Origin of the sequence: Streptomyces sp. NPDC102402 (genome assembly GCF_044765765.1) — a bacterium.
In the GTDB taxonomy this organism is placed as follows: Bacteria; Actinomycetota; Actinomycetes; order Streptomycetales; family Streptomycetaceae; genus Streptomyces.
The window spans coordinates 1-15,206 of record NZ_JBIWKR010000028.1; the positions used below are offsets into that span (position 1 = coordinate 1).

Here is a 15,206-nt window from a genome sequence, read left to right on the forward strand (position 1 = left end):
TGGGGGGGGGCCCCCTTTTGGTTTAGGGGGGGGATATACGCGCCCCCCCCCGGGGGGGGGGGGGGGGGGGGGGGGGGGGTTCCCCCCCCCCCCCCCCGGGGGGGGGGGGGGGGGGCGGGGGGCCCCCCCCCCCCCCCCCCCGGCCTGCTTCCCGCCGTCACCCCGCCCGCCCTGGCCCCGCCCGCCGTCGCCCCGCCCGCGCCGCCGGCGCGCGGCGACCGCTTCGGGGTCGATGTCCGGGCGGGACCACCGCTCCGCGAGAGCGAGGCTGGTCGCCCGGCCGTCCGCCACGTGGCCGTGCGCCAGGCGGGCCGCGAGGTCGGCGTCGCGGGCGGCGATGGCCTCGTACATCCCCTCGTGCTCCGCGCACTGACGGTCCGGGTCCCGCTGGGCGGTCAGGCGGAAGAGCCAGTGCATGCGCGCCTCCAGGGGCCGCATCACACCGCTGAGCAGCGCGTTGGACGCGAGTTCGACGATGTCGGTGTGAAAGGCCGCGTTGGCGGCGGCGATCGCGGCACGGTCCTGCGCGCGGGTCGCGGCGCGGGCGGCGTCGAGTCCGGCCGCCAGCCGGGCCAGCCCCGCCTCGTCCGCCCGCTCCGCCGCCAGGCGGGCCGCGAGGGACTCCAGCGATTCGCGTACGTCGAAGAGGTCGCGCACGTCGCCGGGCGTGAACGGGGCGACCAGAGCGCCCCGGTGCGGCACGAGCACCACGAGCCCGTCGGCCGCCAGCAGGCGCAGTGCCTCGCGCAGGGGGATGCGCGAGACCTCCAGCTCCGTGGCGAGGTCGCGCTCCACGAGCCGCTCGCCCGGCTGGAGTTCGACCTCGATGATGCGTCGCCGCAGCGTCTCGTACGCAAGGTCGCGCAGCGAGGGGCGTCCGGCGTCGGACGGTCGGGCTGCTGTCACCAAGGCTTTCCTCCGGTCTCGGAACGGTCCCACCGTATGCGGCTCACGCGGCAGGTCCACCACTGCTAACCGCTCGGTGACACGGTGGCAACAAACGACCCGGAAACTGGGCGCCATAGCGGTATACCACTAACCGGCTCATGGGCCCCGTTTCCTGGAGGCATCCCAGTGGCACCTTCCCGACCTCTCCTCTCCCCCCTCGCCGCCGCCGCGTCCGCCGTATCGGGGCTGCTCCTGCTGACCGCCTGCGGAGGGTCCCCGGCGGCCGACGGCGGCGAGGGCGGCGACAAGCTCAAGGTCGGCGTCCTCTTCCCCGGTTCGCTCTCCGACGACGGCTTCATGGGCTCGGCGTACCTCGGCTACCAGCGGGCGGAGAAGGAGCACGCCGGCGCGGTGGAGTTCAGCAAGGTCGAGCAGGTCGCGACGGCGGACTACGAGAAGGCGCTGGTCCGGTTCGCCACCAGCTCCGACCTCGTGATCTCTCTCGGCGGCCAGACCGATGCCGACGTGCGCAACGTGGCGGCACGCTTCCCGAAGGTGAAGTTCGCCGAGATCGGCGGGCCCGCCGACGGCAAGCCCCTCGCGAACCTCTCGCTCTACGACCCGCAGCAGGCCGAGGCCGCGTTCCTCTCCGGCGCCGCCTCCGCGCTGCTCTCCGAGAGCGGGACCGTCGGGTTCATCGGCGGCGCGGAACTCCCGGCGATCGTGAACGCCGCCAAGGAGTACGCCCGCGGCGCCGAGGCGGCGGACCCGGACGTGAAGGTCCTCGCCCCGCAGTACATCGGTGACTTCAACGACGTCGCCAAGGCCAAGCAGTCAGCGCTCGCCGACTTCGGCGCCGGTGCGGACGTCCTGGGCCAGGTCCTCAACCTCGGCCACAAGGGGGTCGCCCAGGCCGCCGGCCAGCGCGACGGAGCCCTGATCGGCGGCCCGATCGCCCACAGGTGCGGCAGCGATCCCGCGTACGCCGGGTACGTCGAGACGGACATCGGTGCGGAGATCGAGTACGCGGTGGACCACCTGGTCGCCGGCGACTGGAAGGCGGAGTCCGTCCACTTCGGGCTGACCTTCGACGAACCGCGGAACGCCATCGTGCTCTGCGGTACCACCGACCCGGCGGTGGGCGAGAAGCTCGACGAGCTGAAGCGGAAGATCACGGCCGGCGAGATCACCACCCGATGAGCGGCCACCCCGTCGGCACGGCCGTTCCCGCCCTGGAGATCTCCGGGCTCACCAAGTCCTTCGGCACCATGCGCGCCCTCGACGAGGTGGACCTGGTCGTGGAGTCCGGCACCGTGCACTGCGTGCTCGGGGAGAACGGCGCCGGCAAGTCGACCCTGTGCCACGTCGTGGGCGGATCGCTGGTCCCGGACACCGGCGGTCTGCGCCTGTACGGCTCGCCCTACGCCCCTCGCCGTCCCGCCGACGCGCTCGCCGCCGGGATCGCCATGGTCCACCAGCACTTCAGCCTCGTACCGACCCTGACCGTCGGCGAGAACCTGCGTCTGCTGCGGCTGAAGGACCTGCCGCGACGGGTGGCGAGGGTGCGCGAGGAGTACGGGCTCGAACTGGACCTGGACGCACGGGTGAGCGAGCTGCCCGTCGGCGTGCGCCAGCGCGCCGAGATCGTCAAGGCGCTGCTGCGGGAGCCCCGGCTCCTCGTGCTGGACGAGCCCACCGGCGTCCTCGGCCCGGCCGAGACGGACGCCCTGCTCGCCACCTGCCGGCGGATCGCCGAGTCGGGGCACGCGGTGGTCCTGGTGACGCACAAACTCGGCGAGGTGGCACGGGCCGGGGACGCCGCGACCGTGCTGCGCGGCGGCCGGGTGTCCGGCGGCGGGCCGCTGGCCGAACTGCCGCCCGAGCGGCTCGTCCCACTGATGATCGGGCGGCCCGCCGGCTCGCTGGACGCCGGGCTCGCCGGGACGATCGGGCTGGCCCCCGAAGGGAGTTCACCGGAGACGGGGGAGCCCGGCGCCCCTCAGCCGGAGACGGGGGAGCCCGGCGCCCCCCAGCAGGATGCCGGAACCGCTCAAGGACGGACGGGTGCGGCGCTGCGCCTGCGCGATGTCGGCGTGCTGTGTCCCGACGGGACCGCCGCGCTCGACAAGGTCTGCCTGGACGTCGGGTTCGGGGAGATCGTCGGGATCGCCGGGGTCGAGGGCAACGGCCAGAGCGAGCTCATGGCGCTGCTCGGTGGCTCGCTCACCCCCGGCGAGGGGCGCGTGGAGCTCGACGGCCGCGACCTCACCCGTGCCGCGCCGCGCGAGCGGAGCCGGGCGGGACTGGGCGTGGTGCCCGAGGACCGGCTGCACGAGGGGTGCGTGCCCCCGCTGCGCGTCTCCGAGAACCTCTTCCTCGGCCGGCTCGACCGCTTCCGCCGGTACGGGGCCTTCCTCGACCGGCGCGCCATGGCCCGCGCCGCGGAATCGGTGCTCGCGGAGCACGGCGTCCGGGCCGACGGCCCGGGGGCACTCATGTCGTCCCTGTCCGGCGGCAACCAGCAGAAGGTGGTCCTGGCGCGGGAGCTGGCGCTCGACCCTCTGGTCTGCCTGGCCGCCGCCCAGCCCACCCGCGGCCTGGACATCGGGGCGGTGGCCGCGGTGCACGCCCGCATCCGGGACGCGGCGGCCGCGGGGACGGGCGTGCTGGTGGTCTCCAGCGAGCTGTCCGAACTCCTCGCCCTGTGCGACCGGATCGTCGTGGCCTACCGGGGAGTGCTGCTGGGCCCCGTCGACCCGGCGGCGCCGGACGCCCGGGAGCGGATCGGCGCCCTGATGCTCGGCGCGCGCCCCGCGGACTCCGGCGGGGAGAGCACGGGCCACGCCCCCGAAGCCGTGCACTGATCCGCCCTCGTCCCACCCCGCGTCCGGGCTGCCCCCGAGCCCGTCCCGGACGCGCGCACCCCGCTACCCGAAGGAGCCGCCATGTCGCCCCCACCGCTTCCCCTGTCCGCCCCCGTCCCCGCGCTCCGCACGGCACGTGACCGCGTCGCCCCTGTTCTGAGGCACCCCGTCGCCGTCGGTGTGCTGGCCGTCGTCCTCGCGGGTGCGGTGGGGCTCGGGCTCGTGGAGGGCGCCGGGACGGAGCCCGCGGTCGCCTGGGACGCTCTCGTCGAGGGCATGTTCGGTTCGTCGTACGCCGTCGGGAGTTCGCTCAACTCAGCGGCCGTGCTGGCCCTCATCGCCACCGGGTTCACCGTCGCCCACCGCGCCGGTCTGGTGAACGTGGGCGGCGAGGGGCAGCTGTGCGCGGGCGGACTTGCCGCCGCGGCCGTGGGGACGGCACTGCCTGCCGGTGTCCCGGCCGCGCTCGGGGTGCCGCTGATCCTCGTCGCGGGATGCGCGGCGGGCGGTGCGTGGGCCGGTGTCGCCGGCTGGCTGCGGGCGACCAGGGGCACCAGCGAGGTGATCACCACCCTCCTGCTCAACTTCGTCGGCGTGGGGCTCGTCTCCGTGGCCGTCCACGAGGAGGCGCTGCTGCGCCAGCCGGTGACCTCGTCCGAGACGCTGCCGCAGTCCGCTCCCCTGCCCGAGGGCGCCCGCCTGCCGCTGATCGGCTCCATCGAGTCCCCCGCGACCGCGATCGTCGTCGTCGCGGCCGTCGCCGCCCTGGTCACCGGAGTGGCGCTGCGCCACACGGCCATCGGGCTGCGGCTGCGGTCCGTCGGCCACTCCCCCGCGGCCTCGGCCCGGCTGGGCCTCCCCGTGGCCCGCTTGGAGACGGGCGGGCTGGCCTTCGCCGGAGCCGCGGCGGGCCTCGCCGGTGCGGCCCTCGTCGCCATCGCCCCGTATGTGCTGGCCGAGCACTTCTCCTCCGGCTACGGCTTCTCCGGGCTGGTGGTGGGACTGCTCGCCCGCGGCTCGCTCACCGCGGTGGCGGCCGTGTCGCTCCTCTTCGGCTTCCTCACCAACGGCGGCATCAACCTCCAGCTCGCGGCCGGGGTCCCCGCCTCCTCCGTGCAGATCGTGCAGAGCCTGCTCGTCCTGTTCGTCGCCGCGGCCATGTTCGGAACCACACGTAAGGGGAGGGCCTCATGAGCGCGGTCGTGGAGGAGCTCGCCTCCGGTGGGGTGCGCCTGGCGGTGCCACTCCTGCTCGCCTCCGCGGGGGAGCTGCTGAGCGAACGCGCGGGCGTGCTCAACCTGTCCGTCGAGGGCATGATGCTGACCGGCGCCTTCGCGGGCGCGGCCGGGGCCCTGGCCTCGGGGAGCGCGGGAGTGGGCGTGCTGGCGGCACTGGCCGCGGGGCTGCTCTTCGCGGCCCTGCAGGCGCTGCTCAGCGTGGTCCTGCGCGCCGACCAGATCGTCACGGGCATCACCGCGAACGCCCTCGCGCTCGGAGCGACGACGTACGGTTCCCGCGTCCTCTTCGGCGACGGGGCCGCCGACTCGGTGCCCGGCTTCGACCCGGTCGCCGTGCCCGTCCTGCACGACATCCCCGTGCTGGGACCGGCCCTCTTCGAGCAGACCGCCCTCGGCTACGCGGCGTTCGTCATCGCCGCCGCACTGGCCCTGGGCTTCAGCAGGCGCACGGGGTGGGGCCTGGCGGTCGACGCGATCGGCGAGGACGCCACCACCGCGGACCGCTGCGGCCTGCCGGTACGGGCCGTCCGGTTCGCGGCCGTGCTGCTCACCGGCGCCGTGTCGGGCCTGGCCGGCGCGCAGCTGGCCCTCTCCGAGGTGCATGCCTTCAGCGACAACATCACCGGCGGCATCGGCTACCTCGCGGTCGTCGCGGTGATCGCGGGCCGCTGGCGGGCCTGGCCCACCATCGTGGCCTGCCTGTTCTTCGGCGTCGCGCAGTCCCTGCAGTTCGTGGCACCCGCCCTGGGACTGCACCTGTCCGCGCCGCTGCTGACCACGCTCCCCTACGTCATCGCGCTGCTCGCGGTGAGCGGGCTGGTCGGCCGCAGCCGGGCGCCGTCGGGGCTCACCGTCCCCTTCCTGCGCGGCACCTGACCACTCCCCCTTGAGGACATAGAGACATGACGCTGATCCTGACCCGTTCCGACATCGCCGCGCTGCTCGCCGACGTACGGGAGGACGTCGAGAGGGCCGTGGCGGACTGCCACCTCGATCTGGCGCTGGGCAGGGCCGTCCTGCCTCCCCCGCCGGCCATGCCGCTCCCGGGGTCGGACGGGACGTTCCTCGCGATGGCGTCGGCCTCCGCCCCGGCCGGCCTCGCCACCGTGAAGCTCCTGGCGGACCTGCCCGCCAACCGTGGGCGGGGTCTGCCGGTGCAGCGCTCGGCCGTGCTGGCCGTGTCCGCGGAGACGGGCGCGTGCGAGGCGCTCCTGGACGGCGCCGAGATCACCCGCGCGCGGACCGCCGCCGCCACCGCCGTCGCCACCCGCGCCCTGGCCAGGCAGGACGCGCGCGTCCTCGGGCTCATCGGCACCGGTCCACTGGCCCGCGCCCACGCCCGCGCCCTGCTGCCGGGCCGGTCCTACGACCGGGTCGTGCTGTGGGGACGCGACCCCGGCCGGAGCCATGAACTGGCGGCCTGGATCGGCGCGGAGCTCGGCGCGGACGCGACCGTACTGGCCGGACCGCGGGCCGTCGCGGAGGAGTCGGACGTCCTGTGCACGCTGACGCCGTCGCGGGAACCGCTGGTCCGCGGCGCGTGGCTCTCCCCCGGCCAGCACGTCAACGCCGTCGGCGCCCCGCCGCGCCCCGACCACCGGGAGATCGACACGGAGGGCGTCGTACGCAGCCGCATCGTCGTCGACGCCTGGACGACGGCCCGCGCGAAGTCCGGCGAGGTCCTGATCCCGCTCGCCGAGGGCGCGCTCACCGAGGACGACTTCCGCTGCGAGCTGGGCGAGGTCCTCGCCGGGACGAAGCCCGGCCGGACCTCGGACAGCGACCTCACGCTCTTCGACTCGGTGGGCGTCGGCCTCCAGGACCTGGCCGTGGCCCGGCTGCTGATCGACGCCGCCCACGCGCGGGGCGCGGGGACCCGGATCGAGCTGAGCGGCTGACCCCGGGGCGGGAGCGGGATGCCGCCGCCCCGGGGCGTCCCGCTACTCGGCGAGCCGGATCGAGTTGACCGGCGTCAGGTTGACGTCCTTGAACGTCCAGGTCCCCATCTTGGAACCACAGCCGGCGCCGTCGTAGCCCGTGCAGAGCTGAACCGTCGCACCACCGGTCTGGTTGTTGAACACCCGGTGCGTCCCGGTCTCGTCGACCAGGTTGTGCGCCCCGTACGTGTAGTACTTGTGCTCGGGCTTGTTGCCGTTCCAGGACCCGTTCGGGTAGATGCAGACGTACCCCGACGGGCAGCCGGCGTACGTCCCCTGGGCCCCCGCCTGCGCGGCGCCCGCCCCCGCTCCCGTCGCCAGCACGGCTCCCGCGGTGAAGGTGAGCACCGCGGCCGCTCGCACGATTCTGCGCATGTCGTTCCTCCGTCGTGTGTACCCGGGCGCCCGTCCCCCGCAACTTCCCCCGTTGCGCGGGCGCCCGGCCTGACTGAAGGCTGACACCTCACCGCGCCCGGCGCCGCACCCTTTCATCACGGTGGAATCGTCGCCGTCTCAGGTGCCCGTCGAGTCCAGCAGCCGCCGCCCCAGAGGGGACGCGAGGTGGAGCGCGAGCCTGCCGTCCCGGCGTGAGGCGGCCAGTCCCGCCTCACGCAGGATCGCCAGCTGCTGACTGGTGTTGGGCAGCGACGAGCCGACCGCCGCGGCCAGTTCGGAGGTGGAGGCACAGCCCCGGGCCGCGATCTCGTACAGGAGCGCGGCCCGCGTCGGTCCGAGCAGCCTGGCCAGCGACGATCCGGCGGGTGGCTCGTCGGGGACGACGGGCTTGTCGACCGGGTAGACGAGCATCGGGAGCAGCGTGCCGTCGACCAGGGTGACCGGCATGCGCCAGCAGAAGTACGAGGGCACCAGCAGCAGTCCTCGCCCGTCCAGGTGGAGGTCCCTCCGCACCGGGTAGTCCAGCTCCAGCACGGGCGGGGACCACCGGGCCATGGGCCGGAAGGTCTCCAGCAGTGCCCGTGTCCCACCGGCCGACAGCTCCCGGGACCTCCAGGCCACGTCGGACGTCACCGCCGCGTCGATCCGCTCCCGGAACGGGCCGACGAACAGCTCGTCGTAGGCGCTCAGCGCGCTGCCCAGCGCACGCAGCGCCGTCGAGTCGCCCCTGGCGAGCTCCGCCGCCGCGAAGGGCCTGCCGCCCACCCCTGCCAGCAGCCCCAGTTCGGTGCGCAGCCGGGTGCGCGGGGTGGCCAGGACGCGGTCGATCCCGTGCCGCAGGTCGGTGTTGCCGCCGTCCACGGCGGGAGTGAGGAAGTCCGGGAAGTAGGGCCCGTACGGCACCAGGCCGCACAGGAGACGCGCGGTGCGGCGGCCCGGCCCTTCCTCCCGCAGCCGCCCGGCGACGCTTCGCCGCCACGGACCGAACGCGAGGGTCCCCTCCTTGTTCTGCAGCCGGCAGACGCTGCAGACGATCTCCCACAGCGGGTCGGGCCTTCGAGCGATCCGGATGTACTCCAGATCCTGTGCGGTGAAGTGGATGCGCAACAAGATTCCCCCCTTGTCGTCCCGCTCACCACTGTGGGGGCGCGGGTGCCCGGCGGACGACCCTTTCCGGCAGCGTGTCCGCCCCGGGGTGAGGTTCGGCACACGGGAATCACTGTGGTGTACACGCGCCCCCGTTCAGTAGCGTGCGGGGCATGAGCACTTCCGACACCGCCCCGTCCGACGCCCACCCCCGGTTCGCCGAAGCCCTGCGGGAGCTGGGCCTGGACGTCGAGGTACGCCGCTTCCCCGACGCCACCCGCACCGCGGTCGAGGCCGCCGCCGCGATCGGCTGCGACCTCAGCCAGATCGTCAAGTCCCTGATCTTCGAGGCGGACGGGGTGCCGGTCCTGGTGCTGATGGACGGTTCGTCGCGGGTGGACGTGGAGCTCGTGCGGACCGAGCTGGGCGCCGGGAAGGTCGGGCGGGCGCGGGCGGACCTCGTCAGGGAGACCACCGGCTACGCGATCGGCGGCGTGCCGCCCTTCGGCCACCGCACGAAGACCCGGGTGCTGGCCGACCGGGGTCTGCTCGCGCACCCGGTGGTGTGGGCCGCGGCCGGCCACCCGCACGCCGTCTTCCGGCTCGATCCCGCCACCCTGGTCGAGCTCGCGGGCGGCCTTCTCGTGGACGTACGCGAGCGGAACGCGTGACCCCGCTGGTGGCGGTGGCCGTCCTGGCCGCCGCGATCACGCATGCCAGTTGGAACGCGATCGCCCACGCCATCCGCGACCAGCTGCTGTCCTTCACCCTGATCTCCGGCGGCGGGGTGGTGATCGGGCTGGTGCTGGCCTGTTTCGCGCCGCTCCCGGCTGCCGGTGCCTGGCCGTACCTGCTCGTCTCGGCGGCCCTGCACGTGGCGTACATGGTGCTGCTGATGCGGTCGTTCGCCCTGGGCGACTTCGGCCAGATGTACCCGATCGCCCGGGGGACGGCTCCGCTGGTCGTGACGGTCCTGGCCGCCGTCCTCCTCGGCGAGCGCCCGGACGCCTGGGCGACGGCGGGCGTCGCGGTGGCCTCGGCGGGGCTCGTCGGACTGGCCCTCTGGGGCATCCGCGGATCCGGCGAGCGCCCGCGGTGGCCGGCGATCCTGGCGGCTCTCGGGACGGGCCTGGCCATCGCCGGGTACACCACGGTCGACGGGGCCGGGGTACGCGCCTCCGGGACCCCGCTCGGCTACGTGGGCTGGCTGATGGCCGTGCAGGGTGTGGTCATCCCCGCGTACGCCTACTGGCGCAGACGGCATGAACTGGTCACCCAGCTGCGGCCGTTCGTGGGGCGGGGGCTCCTGGGCGCGACTCTCTCGGTCTCCGCCTACGGCCTCGTCCTGTGGGCGCAGACGAAGGCACCGCTCGCCCCGATCGCCGCGCTCCGGGAGTCGTCGATCATCGTGGGCGCCGCGATCGGGACGCTGTTCTTCAAGGAGCGCTTCGGGGCGCCCCGGATCGCGGCCGCCGGGCTGATGGTGGTCGGCATCGGGCTGATGCTGCACACCAGCTGAACCGCGCCTCCCGGTCATCCGGGCGGGTTGGGGTCCTTCTCGTCCACCATCGCCGCGCGGAAGCCCGTGTTGACGGCGAGCAGACCGCCGTCCACCCGCATGGTCGTGCCGGTGATCCAGGCCGCGTCCGGAGAGGCCAGGAAGACGACGGCGGACGCGATGTCGTCCGGTTCGCCGATCCTGCCCAGCGGATAGAGGGACTTCGCCCGCTCCAGTTCGGCGTCGCGGCCCGCCCAGGCGTCCGTGCGGATCGTGCCGGGGGCGATGAGGTTGACGCGGACCCCGCGGGGTCCGGCGTGACCGGCGAGCGTACGGGTGAGGCTGGCCAGGCCCGCCTTGGCGGCGCTGTAGGCGTGGCCGCCGAAGTCCTGCTCGCCGTTGACCGAGCCGATGTTGACGATGGCGCCCCGGCCGGAGGCCACCAGGTGCGGCAGGGCGGCGCGGGAGCAGCGGTAGGCGCCGGTGAGCGTGATGTCGAGGCTGCGGGCCCACTGTTCGTCGGCCTCGTCCTCGAAGAGCGGGGCGTCCTGGTGGTCGGCGTAGGCGTTGTTGACGAGGACGTCGAGGCGCCCGAAGGCGGCGACGGCGTACGCCACCGCGGCCTCGACGGCCGCCCGGTCGCCCACGTCGCAGGCCAGGGACTCGGCGGTGCCGCCCGCCTCGCGTATCGCGGCCGCGGTGTGTCCGGCCCGGGTGACGTCGAGGTCGGTGACCAGGACGGCCGCGCCCTCGGTGGCGAGCCTGCGGGCGGTGGCCGCCCCTATCCCTTGTCCGGCGCCGGTGAGCAGCGCGGCGTATCCGTCGAGGCGAGGTGTCATAGCGCCGACCGTACCGCTCTGACCAGCGCCTGGGCACGGGGATCGGCGGTGACTCCCTTCTGCAGACCGTTCGTCACATAGCCGAGTGCGATGCCCGATTCCGGGTCGGCGAAGCCCAGCGAACCGCCTCGGCCGGGGTGCCCGAAGGACCCGGGCCCCAGCAGCGGTGCGGCCGGGCCGTGCAGCATGTATCCGAGTCCGAAACGGGTGTTGACGACCAGGACCCGGTCCGGCCCGGCGGACTCCTCGGTGCGGGCCAGGGTGAGGGTGGCGGGGGCGAACAGGCGCTGGCCGTCGACCTGGCCGATCATCGCGGCGTAGCAGCGGGCGAGGCCTCGGGCGGTGGCGACCCCGTTGGACGCGGGGAGTTCGGCCGCGCGGTAGGCGGGGTCGTTCTCGTCGGGGAAGGGGTCGATCGCCCCGAAGGCGCGTCGGGTGAGGGAGGCCGGGTCGGCGTAGGCCTCGACGACGGACCGCTTGGGGCGCACCCGCAGGCCTCCGCCGGCCTGGGCCCGCGGGGGTTCGACGGGTCCGATCCGCCCGATGCGGTGGGCCTCGTCCTCCGGGAGCCCGAACCAGAAGTCCAGGCCGAGCGGACGGGCGATCTCCTCCGCGATCCAGCGGCCGATGGTGCGTCCGGTGACCCTGCGGACCAGTTCGCCGATGAGCCAGCTGTAGGTCTGGGCGTGGTAGCCGTGGTCGGTTCCGGGCTCCCACTCGGGCCGTTGGGCGGCGACGGCCTCCGGTCCGGAGTGGTGGTCCACCGCCTCGCCGGGCGTCAGCGCCGTGTCGAGGGCAGCCAGTCCGGCACGGTGGGCGAGGAGGTGGCGTACGAGGACGCGCTCCTTGCCGTTGGCCTTGAACTCCGGCCAGTACGTGCCGACCGGGGCGTCCAGGTCCACCTGTCCGCGCTGGTGCAGCAACAGGGGGACGGCCGCCGCGATCCCCTTTCCGGCCGAGCGCACGACCTGCACGGTGTCCACGGCCCAGGGTTCGGCGCCGTCGACGTCCTTCGTACCGGCCCACAGGTCCACGACCTTGCGGCCGTGGCGGTAGAGGGCGACGGCCGCTCCCCGTTCCCCGTGCTGTTCGAAGTTACGGACGAACGCGTCCCGTACCGCCTCGAATCCCGGTGCCACCGTGCCCCGTACGTCCACGCCTGCTCCCGCACTCCCGCTCATCCCCCCATGGTGCATCGCGCCGCAGGTGGAACGGGGGGCGGGTCACCATCTGTTCATGGACGCGGAACGGACACGGAACGCGGGTCGAAGCCGAAGGGCAGCTCCAGCCGGTGCCTGCGCATGAGTGCGTCGTCGCAGAGCAGGTCCTGCGTGCGGTCGTCGGCGGCGATCACCCCTTCGCTGAGGATGACGGCGCGCGGGCAGAGTTCGAGGGCGTACGGCAGGTCGTGGGTGACCATCAGCACGGTGACGTCCAGGGAGCGCAGGATGTCGGCGAGTTCGCGGCGGGAGGCGGGGTCCAGGTTGGAGGAGGGTTCGTCCAGGACGAGGATCTCCGGCTCCATGGCGAGGACGGTGGCGACGGCGACCCGGCGGCGCTGTCCGAAGGAGAGGTGGTGCGGGGGCCGCGCCGCGTACTCCTCCATGCCGACCCGGCGGAGCGCGGTGACGACGCGGTCCTCCAGCTCGGGGCCGCGCAGTCCGGCCGCGGCGGGACCGAAGGCGACGTCCTCGCGGACGGTCGGCATGAAGAGCTGGTCGTCCGGGTCCTGGAAGACGATGCCGACCCGGCGGCGGATCTCGGCGAGATTCCTCTTCTCCACGGGCAGTCCGGCGACCCGGACTGTTCCGGCGCCCGCGTCGAGGATGCCGTTGAGGTGGAGGACGAGCGTGGTCTTGCCCGCGCCGTTGGGGCCGAGGAGGGCGACGCGTTCACCGCGGGCCACGGTCAGGTCCACGCCGAAGAGGGCCTGATGGCCGTCGGGGTAGGCGTAGGCGAGGCCGTTGACCTCGAGGGAGGGCGGGGGTGCGGTGGGGCGGCTCATACGGTCCATCCCAGCAGACACACCGCGAGGGCGAGCACGGGGAGTGCCGCCGCGTGTGCCCACTGGGTGCGGGAGGCCGTCACCTCGTCGATCACGGGCATGGTGCCCGTGTAGCCGCGGCTGACCATCGCGAGGTGGACGCGCTCGCCGCGTTCGTAGGACCGGATGAACAGGGCACCGGCCGTCTTGGCGAGGGCGCCCCACTGCCGCACGCCTCGGGCCTCGAAACCGCGGGAGCGGCGGGCGACGGACATCCGGCGCAGCTCGTCGGTGATGACGTCGCCGTACCGGATCATGAAGGACGCGATCTGGACGAGCAGCGGGGGCAGTCTGAGCCGCTGGAGGCCGAGCAGCAGGGAGCGCAGCTCGGTGGTGGAGGCGAGGATCACCGAGGCGGCCACGCCGAGGGTTCCCTTGGCGAGGACGTTCCAGGCGCCCCAGAGGCCGGGGACGCTGACGGACACACCGAGCACCTCGGTCTGCTCGCCGGGCACCACGAACGGCATGAGCAGCGCGAACGCGACGAACGGCACCTCGATGACCAGGCGCTTCAGCAGGAAACCGGGCGAGAGCCGCGCCACGGCGGCGACGGCGGCGAGCAGCACGGCGTACGACGCGAAGGCCCAGACGGCCTCGCGCGGCGTGGAGACGACGACCACGACGAAACAGAGGGCCGCGGCGAGCTTGCAGTGCGGCGGCAGGGTGTGGACGGGCGAGTGCCCGTGCCGGTAGAGCGTGTGTGCGTGGCCGGCGCCCATGTCAGACGGCTTCCGTGGTGCGGTCTTCGGTGGTCTCCGGCGTACGGCGCTTGCGGGCCACCCAGAAGACACCGGTTCCGACGGCGACCGTGACGCCGACGCCGATCACTCCGGCGAGGCCTCCGGAGAGGCGTGCGTCGCTGATGTCCTTGACGCCGTAGTCGGCGAGCGGGGAGTCCGCCGCACCGTGTTCCTCGACCTTCTCGTCGATGCCCTTGTCCGCGGCGACCTTCTCCAGGCCGTCGGGGCTGGCGGAGGCGTAGAAGGAGACGAAGCCGGCGAGGACGAGGGCGGCGGCCAGGCCGGTGGCCCACACCTTGCGGGTGGAGCGGGCGGCGACGAGGGCGGGCGAGGGGGCCGGGGCGGCCGGGGCGTCGACGAGTTCACCGTCGACGCGGAGCTTGAGCGGGGCGGCCAGTCCGCGGGCCCCGTGCACGAGGTCGGGGCGCACCGCGATCACGGCGCCGACGGTGAGCGCGGTGATCACCGCCTCTCCGATGCCGATCAGGAGGTGGACGCCGACCATCGCGGTGAAGACCTTGCCGATGGGGACGTCGGTGGTCCCTCCGACGGCGTAGATCAGGGTGAAGGCGACGGCGGCGGCCGGCACGGAGACCAGTGCGGCCACGAAGGCCGCGGCGGTCGTCGAGTGGCGGCCGCGGGGCAGCACCCGGGTCAGCCCGCGGAAGAGCGCGTAGGCGACGACGACGGTGACGACCCCCATCACCGTGATGTTCACGCCGAGCGCGGTGAGACCACCGTCGGCGAAGAGGATGCCCTGCATCAGCAGGACGACCGCTATACAGAGCACCCCGGTGAAGGGCCCGACCAGGATCGCGGCCAGGGCCCCGCCCAGGAGGTGCCCGCTGGTGCCGGCGGCGACGGGGAAGTTGAGCATCTGCACGGCGAAGACGAACGCCGCGACGAGCCCCGCGAGCGGCGCCGTCCGGTCGTCGAGTTCACGCCGGGCTCCGCGGAGGCTGACGGCGACCGCACCCGCGGCGACGACGCCCGCGACGGCGGAGACGGGTGCGTTGATGAAACCGTCGGGTACATGCATGGAGTGGCTCCGCTTTCGGGCGTTGCTGCTGGCGGGGTCGGGAACCGCTCAATGATAGGGCCCTGTTGCAAACAGTTCGCAAGAGCGCAGAGATGACGATTGCGGCGCCCCCGAAATGCCCAAATGGGAAAATATGGGACATTAGGGGGAGAGATCTTCACACAGGAGGAGCCGGCACATGTCCCTCGTGATCCAAGAGCAGGCCAGAGCCCGGCTCATCACCGACGGCCCCGATCCCCGCCTGGTCCCCGTGGAGCTGCGCTGGGACTCCGAGGAACCGGAGACCGTCCACGTGCGGTTGCCCGGAGGGGTCGACTGGGCCTTCGGCCTCGATCTCCTGGAACGCGGACTGCGCGCCCCCGCCACCAGCGGCGACATACGGATATGGCCGTGCGGCCGGGCCCAGCTGGTCCTGGAACTGCACTCACCGGACGGCGTCGCCGTCTTCCAGTTCGACATCGCCCCCATGATCCGTTTCCTGGCGCGCACCCGCCCGAGCAAGGTGAAGCGCCCGTCGCCTGCCTCCACCTCCGCCACCTCCGCGCCTGCCGCGCCCGCCGCCACCTCCGCGCCCGTCGCCCGCGCCTGAACGCGAAGAAGAGCCCTCGTGCCGCGTGCACGAGGGCTCTTCTTCGCT

General features: G+C 73.8%; 16 protein-coding genes. 8 read left to right on the top strand and 8 right to left on the bottom strand.

The annotated features are described in order from the left end of the window. Nucleotides 1-906, bottom strand: a 906-nt coding sequence (locus tag ACIRJR_RS36045; RefSeq protein WP_403788825.1) for a GntR family transcriptional regulator, incomplete at its 3' end; no start/stop codon positions are given. A gap of 168 nt (nt 907-1,074) precedes the next feature. Here ACIRJR_RS36045 and ACIRJR_RS36050 point away from each other — a divergent pair. The 5 genes from ACIRJR_RS36050 (at nt 1,075) to ACIRJR_RS36070 (ending at nt 6,888) form a co-directional block, all read left to right on the top strand. Further along, nucleotides 1,075-2,088 carry a BMP family protein gene (locus ACIRJR_RS36050; RefSeq protein ID WP_403788827.1) on the top strand — a complete coding sequence of 338 codons (1,014 nt, stop codon included), beginning with the start codon at nt 1,075-1,077 and terminating at the stop codon, nt 2,086-2,088. Continuing rightward, nucleotides 2,085-3,752: an ABC transporter ATP-binding protein gene (locus ACIRJR_RS36055; protein WP_403788829.1), complete on the top strand. Its 1,668-nt coding sequence runs from the start codon at nt 2,085-2,087 to the stop codon at nt 3,750-3,752. Before ACIRJR_RS36050 ends, ACIRJR_RS36055 begins: the two co-directional genes overlap by 4 nt. Before the next feature lie 81 nt (nt 3,753-3,833). Then, entirely contained in the window at nt 3,834-4,946 is a 1,113-nt protein-coding gene (locus tag ACIRJR_RS36060) for an ABC transporter permease (RefSeq protein WP_403788831.1), read from the top strand. Continuing rightward, entirely contained in the window at nt 4,943-5,866 is a 924-nt protein-coding gene (locus tag ACIRJR_RS36065; protein WP_403788833.1) for an ABC transporter permease, read from the top strand. Before ACIRJR_RS36060 ends, ACIRJR_RS36065 begins: the two co-directional genes overlap by 4 nt. A gap of 26 nt (nt 5,867-5,892) precedes the next feature. Then, entirely contained in the window at nt 5,893-6,888 is a 996-nt protein-coding gene (locus ACIRJR_RS36070; RefSeq protein WP_403788835.1) for an ornithine cyclodeaminase family protein, read from the top strand. Nucleotides 6,889-6,930: 42 nt separating this feature from the next. Here ACIRJR_RS36070 and ACIRJR_RS36075 read toward each other — a convergent pair whose 3' ends face one another. Then, the gene (locus ACIRJR_RS36075; protein WP_403788837.1) at nt 6,931-7,302 is read right to left on the bottom strand and encodes a hypothetical protein; all 372 of its coding nucleotides are present in this window, start codon (nt 7,300-7,302) and stop codon (nt 6,931-6,933) included. A 138-nt stretch (nt 7,303-7,440) separates the two neighbouring features. Continuing rightward, on the bottom strand, nt 7,441-8,433 hold the full coding sequence (locus ACIRJR_RS36080; RefSeq protein ID WP_403788839.1) for an ArsR/SmtB family transcription factor: 993 nt from the start codon (nt 8,431-8,433) through the stop codon (nt 7,441-7,443). A 149-nt stretch (nt 8,434-8,582) separates the two neighbouring features. Here ACIRJR_RS36080 and ACIRJR_RS36085 point away from each other — a divergent pair, with 149 nt between their 5' ends. Beyond that, nucleotides 8,583-9,080 (top strand): YbaK/EbsC family protein, encoded by a 498-nt coding sequence (locus tag ACIRJR_RS36085; protein WP_403788841.1) that lies wholly within the window; start codon nt 8,583-8,585, stop codon nt 9,078-9,080. Then, on the top strand, nt 9,077-9,928 hold the full coding sequence (locus ACIRJR_RS36090; RefSeq protein ID WP_403788843.1) for an EamA family transporter: 852 nt from the start codon (nt 9,077-9,079) through the stop codon (nt 9,926-9,928). Before ACIRJR_RS36085 ends, ACIRJR_RS36090 begins: the two co-directional genes overlap by 4 nt. A 14-nt stretch (nt 9,929-9,942) precedes the next feature. Here ACIRJR_RS36090 and ACIRJR_RS36095 read toward each other — a convergent pair whose 3' ends face one another. From ACIRJR_RS36095 to ACIRJR_RS36115, 5 genes are all read right to left on the bottom strand, one after another. Next, complete coding sequence (locus tag ACIRJR_RS36095; protein ID WP_403788845.1) at nt 9,943-10,746, bottom strand: SDR family NAD(P)-dependent oxidoreductase; 804 nt, start codon at nt 10,744-10,746, stop codon at nt 9,943-9,945. Then, nucleotides 10,743-11,903, bottom strand: a complete 1,161-nt coding sequence (locus tag ACIRJR_RS36100; protein ID WP_403788881.1) for a serine hydrolase domain-containing protein — start codon at nt 11,901-11,903, stop codon at nt 10,743-10,745. The genes ACIRJR_RS36095 and ACIRJR_RS36100 overlap by 4 nt, the downstream gene beginning before the upstream one ends. Nucleotides 11,904-11,980: 77 nt before the next feature. After that, nucleotides 11,981-12,751 carry an energy-coupling factor ABC transporter ATP-binding protein gene (locus ACIRJR_RS36105; protein WP_403788847.1) on the bottom strand — a complete coding sequence of 257 codons (771 nt, stop codon included), beginning with the start codon at nt 12,749-12,751 and terminating at the stop codon, nt 11,981-11,983. Then, nucleotides 12,748-13,509: a cobalt ECF transporter T component CbiQ gene (gene cbiQ / locus ACIRJR_RS36110; RefSeq protein ID WP_403788849.1), complete on the bottom strand. Its 762-nt coding sequence runs from the start codon at nt 13,507-13,509 to the stop codon at nt 12,748-12,750. Before cbiQ ends, ACIRJR_RS36105 begins: the two co-directional genes overlap by 4 nt. 1 nt (nt 13,510) lies before the next feature. After that, nucleotides 13,511-14,569 carry an energy-coupling factor ABC transporter permease gene (locus ACIRJR_RS36115; RefSeq protein ID WP_403788851.1) on the bottom strand — a complete coding sequence of 353 codons (1,059 nt, stop codon included), beginning with the start codon at nt 14,567-14,569 and terminating at the stop codon, nt 13,511-13,513. A gap of 178 nt (nt 14,570-14,747) precedes the next feature. On the opposite strand from ACIRJR_RS36115, the gene ACIRJR_RS36120 reads away from it, so the two are divergent. Beyond that, on the top strand, nt 14,748-15,158 hold the full coding sequence (locus ACIRJR_RS36120) for an SsgA family sporulation/cell division regulator (RefSeq protein WP_403788853.1): 411 nt from the start codon (nt 14,748-14,750) through the stop codon (nt 15,156-15,158). Nucleotides 15,159-15,206 lie beyond the last annotated feature (48 nt).